General features: G+C 69.3%; 11 protein-coding genes and 1 pseudogene. 9 read left to right on the top strand and 3 right to left on the bottom strand.

The window, feature by feature from the left end; all coding sequences use genetic code 11:
• The first annotated feature begins 192 nt into the window (after window positions 1–192).
• The 5 genes from ACF1BN_RS09325 to ACF1BN_RS09305 all read left to right on the top strand — a co-directional run bounded on the left by ACF1BN_RS09325 (window position 193) and on the right by ACF1BN_RS09305 (window position 6,128).
• The gene (locus ACF1BN_RS09325) at window positions 193–426 is read left to right on the top strand and encodes a hypothetical protein (protein WP_392330964.1); all 234 of its coding nucleotides are present in this window, start codon (window positions 193–195) and stop codon (window positions 424–426) included.
• Complete coding sequence (locus ACF1BN_RS09320; RefSeq protein ID WP_392330963.1) at window positions 423–2,075, top strand: transporter; 1,653 nt, start codon at window positions 423–425, stop codon at window positions 2,073–2,075. The genes ACF1BN_RS09325 and ACF1BN_RS09320 overlap by 4 nt, the downstream gene beginning before the upstream one ends.
• A gap of 252 nt (window positions 2,076–2,327) precedes the next feature.
• A complete protein-coding gene (locus ACF1BN_RS09315) occupies window positions 2,328–3,194 on the top strand; it encodes a phytanoyl-CoA dioxygenase family protein (protein WP_392330962.1) in 867 nt (288 codons plus the stop codon).
• 48 nt (window positions 3,195–3,242) lie between these two features.
• Window positions 3,243–5,432 (top strand): SpoIIE family protein phosphatase, encoded by a 2,190-nt coding sequence (locus ACF1BN_RS09310; protein ID WP_392330961.1) that lies wholly within the window; start codon window positions 3,243–3,245, stop codon window positions 5,430–5,432.
• Window positions 5,433–5,483: 51 nt separating this feature from the next.
• The gene (locus tag ACF1BN_RS09305; protein ID WP_392330960.1) at window positions 5,484–6,128 is read left to right on the top strand and encodes a TetR/AcrR family transcriptional regulator; all 645 of its coding nucleotides are present in this window, start codon (window positions 5,484–5,486) and stop codon (window positions 6,126–6,128) included.
• Window positions 6,129–6,192: 64 nt separating this feature from the next.
• Here ACF1BN_RS09305 and ACF1BN_RS09300 read toward each other — a convergent pair whose 3' ends face one another.
• Window positions 6,193–9,408 carry a bifunctional cytochrome P450/NADPH--P450 reductase gene (locus ACF1BN_RS09300; protein WP_392330959.1) on the bottom strand — a complete coding sequence of 1,072 codons (3,216 nt, stop codon included), beginning with the start codon at window positions 9,406–9,408 and terminating at the stop codon, window positions 6,193–6,195.
• Window positions 9,409–9,660: 252 nt separating this feature from the next.
• Between ACF1BN_RS09300 and ACF1BN_RS09295 the strand changes: the two genes are divergently transcribed.
• Window positions 9,661–10,722 (top strand): zinc-binding dehydrogenase, encoded by a 1,062-nt coding sequence (locus ACF1BN_RS09295; RefSeq protein WP_392330958.1) that lies wholly within the window; start codon window positions 9,661–9,663, stop codon window positions 10,720–10,722.
• A gap of 85 nt (window positions 10,723–10,807) precedes the next feature.
• Here the strand turns inward: ACF1BN_RS09295 and ACF1BN_RS09290 are convergent, their stop codons facing one another.
• On the bottom strand, window positions 10,808–11,497 hold the full coding sequence (locus tag ACF1BN_RS09290) for a DUF1345 domain-containing protein (RefSeq protein WP_392330957.1): 690 nt from the start codon (window positions 11,495–11,497) through the stop codon (window positions 10,808–10,810).
• 604 nt (window positions 11,498–12,101) lie between these two features.
• Between ACF1BN_RS09290 and ACF1BN_RS09285 the strand changes: the two genes are divergently transcribed.
• Window positions 12,102–12,803, top strand: a complete 702-nt coding sequence (locus tag ACF1BN_RS09285; RefSeq protein WP_392330956.1) for a TetR/AcrR family transcriptional regulator — start codon at window positions 12,102–12,104, stop codon at window positions 12,801–12,803.
• A 274-nt stretch (window positions 12,804–13,077) separates the two neighbouring features.
• On the opposite strand, the gene ACF1BN_RS09280 is transcribed toward ACF1BN_RS09285, so the two are convergent.
• Entirely contained in the window at window positions 13,078–14,460 is a 1,383-nt protein-coding gene (locus ACF1BN_RS09280) for a flavin monoamine oxidase family protein (RefSeq protein WP_392330955.1), read from the bottom strand.
• 1,075 nt (window positions 14,461–15,535) lie between these two features.
• Here ACF1BN_RS09280 and ACF1BN_RS09275 point away from each other — a divergent pair.
• Both ACF1BN_RS09275 and ACF1BN_RS09270 read left to right on the top strand, forming a co-directional pair.
• Window positions 15,536–15,835, top strand: coding sequence for a hypothetical protein (locus ACF1BN_RS09275; protein WP_392331024.1), 300 nt, complete (start codon window positions 15,536–15,538; stop codon window positions 15,833–15,835).
• A gap of 7 nt (window positions 15,836–15,842) precedes the next feature.
• Window positions 15,843–16,103: pseudogene (locus tag ACF1BN_RS09270) on the top strand (IclR family transcriptional regulator C-terminal domain-containing protein); the annotation flags it as partial.
• Window positions 16,104–16,290: the final 187 nt, after the last annotated feature.

The following is a 16,290-nucleotide window of genomic DNA, read 5'->3' as shown; positions in this document are numbered from 1 at the left end:
CCACCGTCGAACCCCGGCGGTCACAGGCATGGCTTCCGGACCGGTACGGAGCACGGCTGCCCGGCTCCCTCGCCCATCCTCAACGGCTGCGACCGTCCCCCGCCCCCTCGCATCGAGTCCGTCTTCCCTGTCCTTCCAGAGAGAGGTCCCGTGCCCTCCGATTCCTCCCGGCATTCCCCCCGTGACACACGGATGCTGGTCACCGTCAACGCGCTGCCGCTCGCCGTCGGCGTCCTGCTCTCCTGCTCCACGACTCTCGGAGAGATCTCCGTGTACGGCCGTCTCACCCTCGCCATCACGTGGGCATTCACCCAGCTGGTCGTCCTCGTCGGCGGGACCTGGTGGTACGGGAACCGGGCCATGTCCTCCTTCGAACCGGCCTCGGCGACGACTGCCGCCTCCCGTTCGGCCGGGGGCGCGTGGTGACGACGCACCTCCTGAGCGTCGGCTCGCCCGATCTCATCGGCACCGCCGCGAGGGGCGCGGTCATCAGCGCCTTCCTCGTCTTCATCGGCCTCTGTCTCCTGTGGGTCTTCACGCTCGCCACGCAGGACGACGACCCGGAACGCCTCTACGTCGCCGGCCGGTCCCTCCCGCCCGTCTTCAACGGCGTCGCGATGGCGGGGGAACAGATCACGGTCATCATCCTGGTCTCGCTGCCGGGAGCGATCGCCCTCTTCGGCTACGACGGAGTTTCGACCGCCGTCGACAGCGCCCTCGCACTCGGCGTCTTCCTGCTCCTCGCCTCCAGGATTCGCGCGACCCGCCGCTACACCCTGGGCGAGCTGTTCTCCCTGCGCGCCGAGGGGCCGGGAGTACGGATCGCCGGCGCCGTGGTGACACTGTGCATCGCCGTGCCCCTGCTCATGGTGCAACTACGGGCCGGCGGCATCACCACCGCCCTTCTGATCGGCATGCCGAGCGAGCGGGCCCAGGTGGTGTGCACGGTGCTGATGGGATTCCTGGTCACGTGCTTCGCAGGGGTGGCCGATCTGCGCGGCACCAGTTTCGTGCAGGTCGCCAAAGTGCCCGTGGCCCTGGTGACGCTCGCCACGGTGACTCTGCTGGCGCTCCGCTTCTTCGACTGGAGTCCCGGATCGCTGCTGTCGGCGGCCATGGACACGAGCGTGTCACCGGGCGGATACCTCAGCCCCGGACTGTGGGAGCACTCCGCCGGAGGCGGACCGCTCGGCACGCTCAGTGACCACGTCGTCGTCATCCTCGGAACCGCGATGATGCCCCACCTGCTCCTGCGCGTCAGCGCCAGCCGGAACGTGCCCGCCGCCCGGCGCTCACTGAGCGTCGCCGTCGGGCTGACCGGCCTCTTCTACCTGCTGCTGATCACGACCGGCTTCGCCGCGGCCGCGGTGGTGGGCAGCGGACGGATCGGAGCGGTCGACGCGAAGGGGCAGGGAGCCCCGATCCTCCTGGCGTCGGAGGTGCTCCCCCACCACTCCACCGGGCGGGTCGTGCTCATCACCCTCGTGGCCTGTGTCGCCTTCCTCGCCGTGCTCACGGCCGTGGCGAGCGTGACCTTCGCCGCCGCCGTCTCCGTGACCCGCGACCTGCTCGGGCGGAAGGCCCGTGCCCGGATCGGGATCGGAGAGCCGGCGGTCCTGCGGCTGTCCGTCGTCGTGCTCTGCGTCGTGAGCCTTCTCCTCACCACCGCCGTACACCGCTATCCCATCGAGTTCCTCCTCGCCTTCTCGCTGAGCCTCGCGGCCACATGTGTGTTCCCCGCGGTCGTCTACTCCTTCTTCTGGACCGGCTTCAACCGCCACGGGCTGCTGTGGCTCGTCTACGGAGGGCTGTCCCTGTGCACCCTCCTGACCCTCGCCTCCCCCGCTGTGTCCGGGACGAGATACGCGCTGCTGCCGGAGCAGGACTTCAACCTGTTCCCGCTCCACACCCCCGGCCTGATCTCCGTACCGGCGGCCTTCCTCCTCGGATGGCTCGGCAGCACGCGTCCCTGGGAGCGGACCGCACACCCCCGGCACACGGCGCCGGGACCCGCTTCTGCCCGTAGCGTCCCCGCAGCTCGCGTCGACTCAGGCAAGGACCCCGTGAGCGGATAGCTCCGCCGTGCCCGCGACCGGACGGTGCATCGTGCACCGGGCCCGGGCGAAGCAGGTGCCCGCCGTCGTTCTCGCCTGCGGTACCGGCTGGCGACAGTGAGACGACCACCACAGGAACAACGCGGAAACGCCCGACCACCGGACCCACCTGATCGTCGCGAGGACGCCGCGCGGGAGTCCCCGGACGACGGAACGTCCGCAGCTGATCGAACGGCCGATCAACCGCGCTTCGGATCGAGGAAGAGGACACGCATGACGACCCAGAAGAAGACCCAGGCGCTGGCGTCCGTGGCGAACGACACGCCGGCGGAGGAGATCCTCGAGATCGTGACGCGTGACGGCGGCGTCATCATCAAGGGCTTCCTGACGCAGGAGCAGATCGTCCGTTTCAACGCCGAGATCGAGCAGCCGCTGCGGGCGCTCGCCCCGGGGTCCCTCCACGAGGACGAGATCGTGGCCGCGTTCCACGGCAGCAACACCAAGCGCCTCACGAACCTGGTGACGCACAGCGCCACGTTCCGCAGCGAGGTCATCGACCATCCCCTGGTCCACGAGATCAGCGACCTGGTCTTCCTCCAGGAGTCGGGCACGTACTGGATGACCACCGCCCAGGTGATCGAGATCGGCCCCGGCAACAAGGCGCAGATGCTCCACCGTGACCTGGAGAACTGGTTCCCGTTCATCGGCATGGGGCCCAGCGGGCCGGAAGTCACCATCAACTTCCTGGTCGCCCTGACCGACTTCACGGAGGAGAACGGCGCCACCCGCGTCATCCCCGGAAGCAACCACTGGAGCGACTTCGAGGACCGCGGGACCCCCGAGCAGACGATCCCCGCCGTCATGAACGCCGGGGACGTCCTTCTCTTCAGCGGCAAGACCGCGCACGGCGGCGGAGCGAACCGGACCGGCGACGAGTACCGGCGCGGCCTCGCCTTCGCGTTCAACGCGGGCTTCCTCACCGGTGAGGAGGCGTACCCCTTCCTGGTCGACAGGGAGCTCGCCAAGACGCTCTCGCCGCGTGTCCAGCGCATGCTCGGCTTCCGCTCCCAGTACCCCACGGGCTCTCCCGGTCTGTGGCAGGTCGACTACGCCGACCTGGGCGACCACCTCGGCCTCTGAGATCCGGGTCGATCAGAGGCCGCCACAGCTGTCCGAGGAGCGCACGCCATGGCTTTCCCGTACATTCGCACTATGGGAACCGAGGTCGATGCGTTCCTTGGTCAGCTGGCCCGCCACCTCGTACCACAGGTGGAGAAGCTGTCCGGCCTGCTGCTCCAGCGCCTGAACGGCGAACTCCCCGAGCTGTGGGAAGACCCGGACATCGCGGCTCTGACCCTGGAGGAGACGGCCCAGCACGTCACCGCCCTCCTTGATCTCCTGGAGGCCCGCCCCGGCGCGAGCACGTCCAAGACTCCTCCGGCCGCCTTGGACATCGCCCGCCTCTACGCCCGGCGGGGAATCCCCGTAAGCCGACTCCTCCGTGCCTACCGGCTCGACCATCTCAGCTTGCTCGAACACCTGCAGGCCGAAGCTCCCCGCCTCACCAGCGACTGGCACATGATCAACCAGGCCACGATGAGGCTGGTCGCGATCGGTTTCGACTACGTGGACCGATCCTCGGAAGAGGTCGTCGCCGCCTACCAGGAGGAACGCGACCGTCTGCTGCAGCGTCGGCTCGCCCTCACCGACCGGGCGAGCAAGCGGATCGGGACCACGCTCGACATCTCCCGCACCGCGGAGGAGCTGACGGAGGTCTGCACCGAGGACTTCGCCGACCTCGTCACCGTCGACCTCTTCGACTCCGCACTCGACGAGACCGGCACCGATCCGCCGGAGGCCCTGACGCAGCGCCGCGTCGCCCAGCGCTCCGTCCTCGACGGCTGTCCGGAGTCCCCGCTCCGCGTCGGTGAGACCCACGCCTATCCCGACGACTCGGAACCGGTTCGCGCACTGACCACCGGACGATCCGTCCTGCACCACATCGCGGGGACCGAGATGCCCACGTGGGTGGCGCCGTCGGAGTCCCGCGGCCGGGTACTGCGCGACCTCGGTCTTCACTCCGTACTCCTCGTGCCTTTGCACGCCCGTGGGGAGACCCTCGGCCTGGTGCAGTTCGTACGCCATCGCACCTCGCCCCCCTTCGACGACGACGATCTCCTGCTGGCGCAGGAGATCGTCTCCAGGGCGGCGGTGTCCATCGACAACGCCCGCCGGTACACCCATGAGCGTTCCACCGCGCTCACCCTCCAGCGGACCCTGCTGCCGCGGCACACGGTGCAACAGTCGGCCGTCGAAACGGCCTCGCGTTACCTGCCAGCCGGATCCCGCGCCGGCGTGGGCGGTGACTGGTACGACGTCATTCCCTTGTCCGGGGCCCGTGTGGCGCTGGTCGTCGGCGACGTGGTCGGTCGCGGCCTGCACGCCGCCGCCACCATGGGCCGGCTCCGCACGGCCGTCCGCGCCTTCGCCGACATCGACCTCATGCCCGATGAACTCCTCACACATCTGGACGACGTGGTCATCCGCATGCAGCGCGAGGAGTCGGCGGACGAGGGCGAGACCAGCGCCACGTGCCTGTACGCGATCTACGACCCCGTCTCCCGCCGGTGCTCCCTGGCCAGTGCCGGCCATGTCCCGCCGACCGTCGTAACCCCCGCGAAGATCAGCGAGGCCTTGCCGGAGGTACCGATCGGACCGCCTCTCGGCCTGGGTGGACTCCCCTTCGAAACCGCGGAGTTCGAGCTGCCGGAGGACAGCCTGCTGGTCCTGCACACCGACGGGCTGATCGCCGGCCGCACGCGTGACGTGGACCAAGGACTCGCCACTCTGCATGACGTCCTCACCTCGGCGCCGGACTCGCTGGAGGAGATCTGCGACCGACTCCTGGCCGCACTGCTGCCCGGCCGCCCCGCCGACGACGTCGCCCTGCTCGTCGCTCGGACCCATGCCCTCGACCCGGACCACGTGGCCACGATGGACCTCCCGTCCGATCCGGCGGCCGTGTCCGGGGCCCGCCGCTTCGCCTCCGACGTTCTGGCGACCTGGGGGCTGGAAGATCTCTCCTTCACCACGGAGCTGGTCGTCAGCGAACTGGTCACGAACGCGATCCGCTACGGCAAGAGCCCCGTCCAGCTGCGACTGATCCTCCAGTCGACGCTCACCTGCGAGGTCTCCGACGCCAGCAGCACCGCCCCGCATCTGCGCCGCGCCCGCATCTTCGACGAAGGCGGGCGCGGCCTGCTCCTCGTGGCCCAGTGCGCGGAGCGCTGGGGGACGCGGCACGGTCGCGAGGGAAAGGTCATCTGGGCCGAGCAGGCCCTTCCCGCGGACAGCGCGTCGACTGCCGAGGTGACGTAACGCCTGATCCGGACCGACTTGATCGATCGACTAAGTCGATATAGTGGGCGTATGGCTCATATTTCCGCGGCGGAGCGCCGCCCTCAGTTGATCAAGGCGGCCATCGACCTCATGACCCGGGAGGGCGTCGCCGCGGGGAGTACCCGCGCCATCGCCGCGGAGCTCGGTGTCGCGCAGGCCACCGTCCACTACACCTTCGGCACGAAGGAGGACCTGTACCGAGCCGTCATGGACCAGATCACCGACGAGCTGGTGACGCAGGTGCGGCGGGCGGCGCCGGAGGACGCGGGCTTCGAGGAGACCTTCAGCGCGCTGGCGGGTGCCCTGTGGGGCACGGTGCGCGAGCCGTCGTCGCACCACCAGCTGCTCAGCGAGCTGACCATGTTCGCCCTGCGCGTGCCCGGCCTCAACGAGGCCCGGCAGAGCCACTACCGGCAGGTCATAGAGGTGACCGCGCGGGTGATCGCGGAGACGGCCGAGAGGACGGGGCAGGAACTGGCCGAGTCTCCGGAGACGGTGGCCCGGTTCTTCCTCTCCGGCTTCGACGGACTCACCATGCAGGTCCTCCAGTGCCTGCCGGACGAGGCCACCGAGCGGACGGGGCTCAGGGCGCTCGTGGGCGCGAGCGTGGCGCTGGCCAAGGGGGACCTCGACCTGCCTGACGTACCGATGTCCCCTGACGTACCGATGGCCTGACGCGACGCGGAAACGGTGGTGGGCGCACCTTCCGGGTGCGCCCACCACCGTTTCTGCGTGAGGATCAGCCAGCCCAGACGTCCTCGACGTAGCGTCCCGACCCGACGAGCGCGGCGAGCCAGGCCACGGCCCGCTCGTCACTCTCACCGGTCCGTTCGCGGTAGATCGCCATGAACGCCTCCCGTACGGCGGGTGCCATGCGACGGCCGTCGCCGCAGATGTAGACGCGCCCACCGGCTTCCAGGACCGACCACACCTCCTCGCTCTCGCGGGCGATGCGCTCCTGGACGAAACGGGCTCCGTTCTCGGGCGCGTGCATGAAGGTGGGACGCATGCTGACGGCGCCGGCGGCCTCCGCCGCCTCGAACTCCTCCCGGTGCAGGAAGTCCACGTCCGGGTGGTCGCAGCCGAAGTAGCAGAGCAGGGTGCCGGTCGAGCCCGCGTGGTGGCGGTCCAGGACCGCGCCGCGGAAGGGCGCGAGGCCGGTACCCGCGCTGACCAGGATCACCGGTACGGAGGTGTCCTCGGGGAGGCGGAAGGACTCGCTGCACGGCAGGACCCGGGCCTGGATCACGTCGCCCGCGTTCACGGTCTGCAGGAAGTGCGAGGCGATGCCCCGGAAGGTGCCCTCGCCCGTCCTGTGGGGCGCTGCGAGCAGCGACACCATCAGGTCGGCCTCGCCGGGCCGGGCCGCGGCGGACGACGAGATCGAGTAGTGCCGGGGACGCAGTACCGGCAGCAGCTCCAGGAAGCGCTCGAAGGGCAGCTCGCACGCGCGGTAGCGCTCCAGGAGGTCCAGGACACTGAGCCCCGCGACGGTCACCTGCTCCCGGAAGGTCTCGGGATCGGCGGCGGCGAGGGCGGTGAGCGGCTGCTTCTCGGGCGGGCAGTCGGTGTGCTCGGCGAGCACGGCGACCTGCTCCTGGGTGGCCGCGTCCTGGAGCTCGACGAAGTCGGTGAGCAGGCGGCGCAGGGTCAGCGGCCGGTCCACCGGCAGGGCGCCCCGGCTCCGGCGGCGGGCGCGCAGCCGGACGGTGCGGTCCAGGTCGAGGCCGAAGCGGTCGGCCACGCGCCGGACGAGATCCTCGGGGTTGCTGGGCAGGACGGCCAGGTGGTCGGCGGTGCGGTAGGTGACACCCTCGGGCAGCCGGAGCCGCAGGAACCGCTTGGAGCGGCCCAGTTCGTGGTCGGTGTCGACGAGTTCGTACGCTTCGAGGACCTCCATCGGCTGGACGCCGTGGCGCTCGGCGAGACCTCCGAGGACCGACTCCGAGGTGTCCTCCAGCTCGTACAGCCCTTCCCCCTCCACCTCATGTGCGGGGGCGGCCGCTTCACCGGCGACCGCCTCGCCGTACTCCTCCAGGAGCGCCTTCCACAGGTCTTCCGTCCACTGGTCGACCGCTCCGCCGAAGTCGCCGGAGGCGTCGGCGCTGCCGCGCTCCAGGAGCGGGACGGCGCCGGCGGCGGCCAGGCGCTCGTCGATCAGGGTGGGAATCCGCTGGTAGGTGGCCGCCCAGTTGCGGTCGCCGACACCGAGGACGGCGTACCGCAGCCCGGTGAGCGAACCGGGGGCGAGGTCCTCCAGGGAGGCGACGAACTCGGCGGCGTCGTCGGTCGGCCGGCCGTTGTAGGAGGCGGCGACGATGACGACGGGGCCCTTGGAGCCGGCCAGCCTTTCCGTGTACGCGTCGAGGGGGGAGACGGCCGAGGCGAAGCCGTGCTCCTCGCCGTCCGTGCCGAGGTCGCGGGCGATGCCGGCGCAGGTGCCGAGGTTGGAGCCGTGGAGCAGCGTCAGCGCGGTCCCGCTCGCCCGGCGCGTCACGGCCGTGGTCCGGCCCGCGGCAGTGTCCACCGCCGCGGCGACGGGCAGGCGCCGTTCGTCGCTGGTGCGGCGGGCGAGCCTCAGGCTGAACCCGTCGGGCTTGATCGTCAGCGTCGACTTGATCTTCATCTGGTAGTCGGTGTGGTCGATCAGGCGGTAGCGGTGCACCAGCAGGCCGAGCAGCAGGGTGGCCTCGTGCAGCGCGAACTGGCGCCCGATGCAGGCCCGCTCACCGCTGCCGAACGGCTTGAAGGCGTGGACCGAACGGGCCGCCTCCCGCTCGGGAGTGAAGCGCTCGGGGTCGAACAGCTCGACGTTCTCTCCCCAGGCCGCGTCGCGGTGCAGCGCCGAGGCGATCACCATCAGCGACTCGCCCTTGCGTACGGGGTACTTGCCGCCGATGACGGTGTCCTCGATCGGCTCGACGGCGTACGCGGGCGCCGTCGGCCACAGCCGCAGACTCTCGTTGAGCACCTGGCGGATGTAGGTGAGCTTGCCGATGTCGCCGTACTGGGGGTCCGGGGACTCGGTGTCTCCCCACAGGGCGTCCACCTCGGCCTGGGCCCGGGCGAGCACCTCCGGATGCTTGGTCAGGTAGTACAGGGCGAAGGAGAGCGCACTACTCGTGGTCTCGTGGCCGGCGATCAGGAAGGTGATCACCTGGTGCCGGATGTTGACGTCGTCCAGGAGCTCGCCGGTGACGGGGTCCTTCGTGTGCAGCATCAGCCCCATCAGATCGTCCGTGCTGGTGTCGCCGGAGGCACGGCGCTCCCTGATCACGTCGTCGACGAGATCCGTCATCAGGTCGATGTCCGCGCGGAACTGCTCGACCTTCTTCCTCTTGAACAGTTCGGAGCCCGGGATGGACTCGCCCTTCTCCTGGGCGAAGACGAGGGCCCGGGACATCGCCTCGACGAACGGGTGCAGGTCGTCGCGACGGAAGGACTGGAAGTCGTAGCCGAAGCCGCACAGGCCGATCGTGTCGAAGGTCAGCCGGGTCATCTCGTCGGGCACGTCCACCGTCTGCACCCCGGCCAGCCGGTCCCACTTGCCGATCAGCGACCGGGCGACCTGAAGCATGGGGGCGTGGTAGCTGCGCATCGAGCCGAGTGAGAACGCGGGCATCAGGATGTCGTGGGCCTTGCGCCAGTTCGGTTCGTGGTTGTAGGCGGTGAACAGACCGTCCCCGGCCAGAGCCCGGACCTCGACCAGGTCGGCGTGCACGTGCTTGCGGAAGCGGGTCTCGTCCGACAGCTCGGTCACGAGGTCCAGACCGCCGACCATGACGGTGTCCCTCCCGAAGAGCCGCAGCCGGTACACGGGCCCGAATTCCCTGAACTCCTTCAGCAGGTAGGCCAGGAAGTCCGCGCCCGCCGGAACGTTGAACGCGTGGCCTACGAGGGGCAGCGGGGGGCGCTCGGGGATCGCCCGCGCCGCGCCTACGGACACCTGAGTCATGAGCGTGCCTTTCGTTGCACTCCAGCAGTCACCAGCCAACATACATGCGACTTTGTCGAGTGAACATGTCGTACGACTGTACTTAATGACACAGTCGCAGGACGGAACTCGGAGCACACCGCGAACGTCCGGCGGGAGCGGCTTGACAGATGACACCGTCAGTAGACACGGTTAACCGACATGGTCAGTCGACCATGTCGAGCGCCTGAGCTACGCACGCGCTTCCTTCATCGAGCACATCGAGGTCTCCGCATGAACACCATGCTGGCCGGGCGGCTGCGCCTGGACACCCGTACCTTCGCCGTCGAAGAGGTCCCGATCCCGGTCCCCGGCCCGGGCGAGGTCCTCGTGGAGGTGCGGGCCGCCGGCGTCTGCCTGTCCGACATCCATCTGATCGACGGCAGCCTGAGCCCCTTCTTCCCCACCGACGCCGTCACGAAGGCGGGCGCCGTCACCCTCGGCCACGAGGTCGCCGGAGTCGTCCACACCCTCGGCCCGGACGTGAAGGGCGACTGGACGCCCGGACAGCGCGTGGTCCTCCAGGCCGGCGAGGCCTGCGGCGACTGCGGCGGCTGCCTGCGACGGATGACGTGCCACCGGCCGATCACCCGCGGCCTCGACTACGACGGCGGCTGGGCGCAGTACGCGATCGCCCGCGAGGGCACGTTGCTGCCCATCCCGGACGACCTGCCCTTCGACCAGGCCGCGATCATCCCCGACGCGGTCTCCACCCCGTACGCCGCGATCGTGGGCACCGGCGCGGTCCGCCCCGCCCAGTCGGTCGGCATCTGGGGCGCGGGCGGCCTCGGCGCCCACGCCGTGCGGCTCGCCCGGATGGTCGGCGCGGCCCCGATCCTCGCGATCGACCCGCTGCCCTCGGCCCGCGAGCGGGCCCTCCTCTTCGGCGCGGACGTCGCCCTCGACCCTCTCGCCCCGGACTTCGCGGAGGCGGTGCGGGAGGCCACGGCCGGGCGCGGCCTCGACGTCGCCTTCGACTTCGCCGGCGTGGGCGCCGCCCGCACCCAGGCCGCGTCGGTCCTCGGTCCCTTCGGTTCGCTCGTCCTCGCCGGACTCACCCCGGAGCCGGTCACGATCGCCGACAGCATCGGCTTCTGCTTCAACGTCAACCAGGTCCGCGGACACTACGGCTCCGAGCCGGAGCACGTGGAACAACTCGTCGGCCTGGCCGCCGCCGGACGGATCGACCTCGGCCCCTCCGTCAGCGCCCACGTCCCGCTGGCGGAAGCCGCGGAGGCCGTCGCCCGGCTGGAGAAGAAGATCGGGGACCCGATCCGCCTCGTGCTCACCCCCTGAGCACGAAGGGCGGTGGCCGGCTCACTCCGCATGCGCGGACGAACCGGCCACCGCCCCACCATCGCCCGAGGGCCGACGGCACCTGTCAGACGCCCTGCCCACTGTCCAGTGCTGCGACCATACCGGCCACGATCACCGTGTTGAAGACGAACGCGATGGTCGAGTTGGCCGCCACCGTCCGACGCATCTCCCTCGACATCACCGTGACGTCCGTCGTCCCGAATGTCGTCATGACCGATAGGGCGAAGTACACGTAGTCAGCCCAAGCCGCCGTCTCCCCACCCGGGAAGTCCAGCGCCGCCTCGTCCTCCACGAGGTTGTCGGCATGGAACGCGACCGCGAAGGCGACCAGAACGCAGATCCAGGCGACGACGACAAGACCGAGCGCCATCAGAACCCGCGCGCCCGCCGGGAAGGCGGAACCCAGATGCCCGGGACGCCACACCGCCGACACCACGAGCGCCGCCGACGCGATGAGGACCGACACGCCGGGGCCCGGCGCGGTCCCCAGAAGGTAGCGCTGCAGCACCGTCCCACGCTCCTCCCTCTTGGCCCAGAAGCGGATCCGTTCCGGCGGCGCGGCCGAAAAGGCTCTCAGCGTGACCACCAGGTAGCAGATCAGGTAGGCGAACAGTGCCACCACGCCCAGATCGGCACTGGAGGCGGACACGGACACCGGCGCGAGAACCCCCAGCAGGCCGAGGAGCACGGCGACACAGGCCCCGAAGACCGTACTCACCGCGGACCGGCGGCGCTCGGAGAGCCATGAATGCACCGGCAGTGCCTCCTCTCGAACATCCCCGCGCCTCCAACGACAATCGCCCGGACCCGCGAAGGAACATGGAACAGAACGTGATCGTACGAAGGGGCGGACATCAATGGCCGCCGTCCACCTAACGCCGCGCTGGTACGCCCACACTTCATGTTCCGCCGCGCATGCGCTTCACCCGGATGCCGGCACTGACACGGCCTCGCTCGACAGCCCACCGCCGAAGGTCGATCACATGGCGTCGGTTGCATGAAGCTGACGCTCATCACGTCTTGTCACCGTCACGCACCTGGGCGGCGTCGTATCACCGTCCTCGTCACATCACCTGTACTTTCCAGGTGTGCGAGCCTCGGCCGACATCAGGTTGTTGGACGCGCCTGCAATACCACTGCGGCTGCGGGTGCAGCCCCAACAACCTGTTGACTATCCAGTCTTCCTCGGCTTTGCCATAACCCGCTGTGTGATGGGGATTCGTCTACCTCACCGCATAAGGGCACTGCACCGGTGAGAACACACGCCTGTCGACAGTGAGAAACTACGACGCCCAGCCGGCCGGATGCGGCACCGTAGGAAAACCCACGTCATACGGGGTATGAGTACCATACGACGTATGGAGAAGAAGACGAGGCGCCCTCCACGGGGGACGAAGAAGAGGGACGTGCCTCTGAGCGAGTTCGGGATTTATTCGGCCGCCCTGCGGCTGATCGACGCGGATGGTGTCGAGGCGCTCACCATGCGCAGACTCGCCGCCGAGCTCGACGCGAACCCGATGTCGCTGTACCACCACGTGCCGAACAAGGAAGCCGTCATGCGCGGCGTGACCAGAGTGGTCGGCGCCCAGTTCCGCACCTTCACGCCCGAGGACGATCCTTGGCAGGAGCGTCTCCGCGTGCTCGCAGCGAACCTCCGGGCATTGGCGCACCGTCACCCCAAATTGATGGCCTACTCGTTCAGCCGCCAGCCCGAATTCCTCCACTCCGACGACCCGTTCTGGACCGCGCTCACCGAATCCGTGGAGGATGCCGGTGTTCCGCAGTCGGAAGTCTCGAAGATCGCGGCGCTGTTGGTCGCCGCTGTCATCGGTGTCCTTTCCGCCGAGCTCAACGGTTCGCTCCACCGGTGGTCGTCCCTCCAGCCGCGCGACTTCGACGATTTCGAAGACAGAGCTGGGGATGCAGCCCCTGACTCTGCGGATGCGGCCTCCTGTGGCCCTGACCAGGAGCGCATGTTCCGTCTCATGATGGACACGTTGATCGCAGGTCTGGAAAGCCGCTTCCACAGCGACCACAACGGCTGGGACGCCGGCGCGTGAGCCAGATCCTTCCGGAGGTCGGCCCTTGAGATGTCCCACAGTCGGGCGAAGCGGCCACGCCACCGAGCACTGCTGCCACGAGCGCGAGGCAACATGCCCGGGCCGGGACAGCGGCACCTGATCGTCGCCACGCGGCGACTGCCGCTCTCGCCCCTGGCAGCTGGCAGCTGGCACGCGCCGTGACCGGGTGACGTACGCCGGATGCAGGTGCATCCGGCGTACGTCACAGGGCGGCCGCCAACGTGGAGGCAGTCCTCCGAGGAGCCGGGGAGGCTTACTTGGAGGCTTCGTCGACGCCGAGTCGCTGAGCGACCTGCTTGGCGGTGCGCAGGCCTGTCAGGACGGCACCGTTCAGGGTTCCGACCCACTCGCCTGCGGTTTCGGTGCCAGACCAGTGGACGCGCCCGTGGGGCTCGGTGAGGGCGTTGCCATAGCTCGTGACCGCGTAGGGGCCCACGGCGGGGTGGGGGCCGCCGGGGGCGAACGGCTCGGTGCCCCAGCAGTGGTCCACGTAGTCGATGGGGGTGCTCGCCTGGGGACCGTACAGGTCGACCATCTGCTGGATGACTCGGCTGCGTCGGGTTTCCTCGTCGAAGCCGTCGTACATACGGGGGGCGCAGAAGACCATCAGGATGCCCGGCCCATTGTCCGGCGACACGTCGAAGGTGATGAACGCCGTCCCGGTGTCCATCAGCGCCTCACCCGAGAGGCCCTCGGCCCGCCAGAAGGGCTTGTCGTAGGCGACGAACGCCTTGCTCAGCTTGCCCATGGGCCACGTCCTGGTGAGCCCCTGGGTCTTCTCCGGCAGGGCCGGGAGGAACTCGATGTAGGAACGGTGCTCGGGGGCCGCGGTGACGATGACGTACTTGGCGCTGATGACCGCCGCGTCGGTGTGGACCGTGGCACCGTCGTCGTCCTGGGAGATCTGGCGGACACGGGTGTCCAGAACAACCCTGTCGCCGAGCTTCTCGGCGAGCCGGTTGGCGATCTCCTGAGTGGTCTCGGTGATGCGGTCCTGCTGCTGCCCGCCTTCGACGGCGAGCATGTGGTCGAGCCCCCCGACGGCCTGGACGTAGCGCAGTACGTGCAGCAGCGACACCTCTCCCGGGTTGCAGCCCCATTGCACCTTGCTGGCGATGGTCATCAGTGCACGGGTGCCGGTCGCCGCCTGCTGCTGGTCGAGCCACTCGCCGAACGAGATCGAGTCGAGCTTCTCGGCGTTGGGGGACTTCCAGGCGGCGTCGACGTCGATGGTCGCCAGGAGCTCGTCCATCGCCACCTGGACGCGACCCAGGTCCTCCAGGTCGACGGGGTCGACCGTCGGCATGGTGCCCGTCCAGGTGCGACGCTGCCCGGCCATCCACAGGACGTTGTCACCTTCGTGGAACTGGCTGGTCGTGGAGCACCCCAGCCGCTTCATGAGGTCGAGGACCGCGGTGTGGCGCTCGGCGACCCACGTGGCCCCGAGGTCGACCTTGACCCCGGCCACCTCACCTGAGAACGAACGGCCACCGACCCGGTCCCGGCCTTCAAGGACCAGGACGGATACGCCCATGTCCACGAGCCGCTCCCCGGCAGTCAAGCCAGCGAAACCCGCACCGACGATCACGACGTCCACCGACGCGGCTCCGGAGCCGCCCTTGATTTCCTCTGTCACGGTTCTCTCCTTCACTTGGAGGCGTCTCCCCATCGTAACCATACGCTGTATGGAAACAGTAAAGCGGCAGAAGCAGCCACTGGCTTCCCTTGGCGAGGACGGGCGGCGCGCCTGCACCATCAACAGCTGTTGACGCCGCCACCAGGCGGGTCCTTATACCGTGGGCCTGCACCCCATGGGCCTCGACAGTAAGGACGGGGACCATCTGACCGACGTCGACGCGCCTGGCCGACACCGGCAAACCGAAGCATGACTACCTGAAGCGGCGCTCGCCGTGACTGCCGAGCACACGCCTGCCGGCGGGCGGCCATGGGAGAGGGCCGACTTCTGAGGACACTGGCCCCGCCCCGCCGCGTTCAAGATCTGACCACGGGCCCGCACCGATTGCTTCATTCGCATCTGCGAGCGCCGGGGCCTCCTGGCCGTGGCCGACGGTGCCCGTAACGGCGTCGACTCCTGGGCCATCACCACAATCCACCGTTCGCCCGACAGCAAGCCTTTTCGACCTCGCGTCAATGCAGGTCATGGGCACGATTACGGTTGAGCACACCAGCCAGTGGAAGGCATCCGACCGGTTGTTTTTCAGTTGATCGGTCCGTCTCGGACGCTCCCTCGGACAGGGTCGGCACGGCGACAACCAGGCAGGAAGAGGCGCATTGCCGCTTCCCGCTCACGTACGACCGCAAGACCGCAGGGTCACGAACATCCATGACAGGGCGGGATTCACCGCGATCATCTCGTCGGCCGTCTCTTGCTGGAGACGTCCGAGAAGATCACCCGCCGAGAAGCGAACCCTTGCACCGAGCCTGGCCTCCGCCCGCCGTGACGCCGCGCACACCCTGGGAACGCCGAATCACGTGCGTGTTAGCGTCCGGCCGTGACTCCCCAGGACCTCGACCTGCCCTCGCCTGACGCGATGTCCCGGCTCGACCTGCTCGGAGATGAGTTCGTCCGCGACCCCTACCCCTAACTGGACGCGTTGCGGGCCGATGCCCCCGTGTGTCAGGACCCTGGCACCGGCCTGTAGCTGGTCAGCCGGTACGACGACATCCGGCGCGTCCTGCTGGACCCGGCGGTGTTCCGCCCTGACAACGCGCAGGACGCCGTCACCCCGCTGCCCATCGGCGTGCTGCGGATACTGGCCCGAGCCGGCTTCGGGCTTCCGCCCGCGCTCGCCAATAACGGAACGGACAGCCACCACGGTCTACGGCGCGTGGTCACCCGGTTCTTCAACGCCCAGCGCGTCGCCGCAGCCGTCCCGGTCATCGAGCGCGTCGCCGACGAGCTCCTCGGCGCCGCACAGCGGCGCCTCGACGCGGCCGGCTCCTGCGACCGTTCGAGACCTACGCCCAGATCCTGCCCTGCCAAATACTGATGCTTCCCACCAGGGCCTGCAGGGCTCTCGCTTCACAGCCGCCACCCTCAGCGGCGTGCGGCGCCGTGGCTGGGCTCAGTCGATCAGCGAGGGCAAACCCGGCACAGCCCCAGTTTCGGCGCCCGTTCGCGACCCCTCCGACCGGGTGGTCGCCGCCGTCACGGTCACAGGCCCAACCCAACGCCTCACCCGGCACCCCGGCACGCAGCTCGCACAGGCCGCCGTCTACGCGGCCGACCGACTCACCGAAGCCGTCTCCCGCCCTGGGACTCGGGCCGTCCACGATCAGCATGGCGTCCTTGCGGAACCGCTTGCAGGGGATGGAGGGCGCGATTGACGGGGCAAGGTGGGTGCTAATGCGGCCAGCCGCCGCCCCCGCCCCACTGCCGGTGGCAGTGGGGGCTTGGAGCGTTCACGACCCTGGCGTGCGCTACGCGGGACCCAGACGCGGCGCG

It is taken from the genome of Streptomyces sp. NPDC014861, from assembly GCF_043081625.1.
Classification (GTDB): Bacteria; Actinomycetota; Actinomycetes; order Streptomycetales; family Streptomycetaceae; genus Streptomyces.
The sequence above is the reverse complement of the archived record's forward strand: the minus strand, read 5'-3'. Positions and strand labels throughout refer to the sequence as shown.

Coding starts and splice junctions, on each gene's coding strand:
- ACF1BN_RS09325 (WP_392330964.1), top strand. CDS start 193: ATGCTGGTCACCGTCAACGCGCTGCCGCTCGCCGTCGGCGTCCTGCTC.
- ACF1BN_RS09315 (WP_392330962.1), top strand. CDS start 2,328: ATGACGACCCAGAAGAAGACCCAGGCGCTGGCGTCCGTGGCGAACGAC.
- ACF1BN_RS09310 (WP_392330961.1), top strand. CDS start 3,243: ATGGCTTTCCCGTACATTCGCACTATGGGAACCGAGGTCGATGCGTTC.
- ACF1BN_RS09305 (WP_392330960.1), top strand. CDS start 5,484: ATGGCTCATATTTCCGCGGCGGAGCGCCGCCCTCAGTTGATCAAGGCG.
- ACF1BN_RS09300 (WP_392330959.1), bottom strand. CDS start 9,408: ATGACTCAGGTGTCCGTAGGCGCGGCGCGGGCGATCCCCGAGCGCCCC.
- ACF1BN_RS09295 (WP_392330958.1), top strand. CDS start 9,661: ATGAACACCATGCTGGCCGGGCGGCTGCGCCTGGACACCCGTACCTTC.
- ACF1BN_RS09285 (WP_392330956.1), top strand. CDS start 12,102: ATGGAGAAGAAGACGAGGCGCCCTCCACGGGGGACGAAGAAGAGGGAC.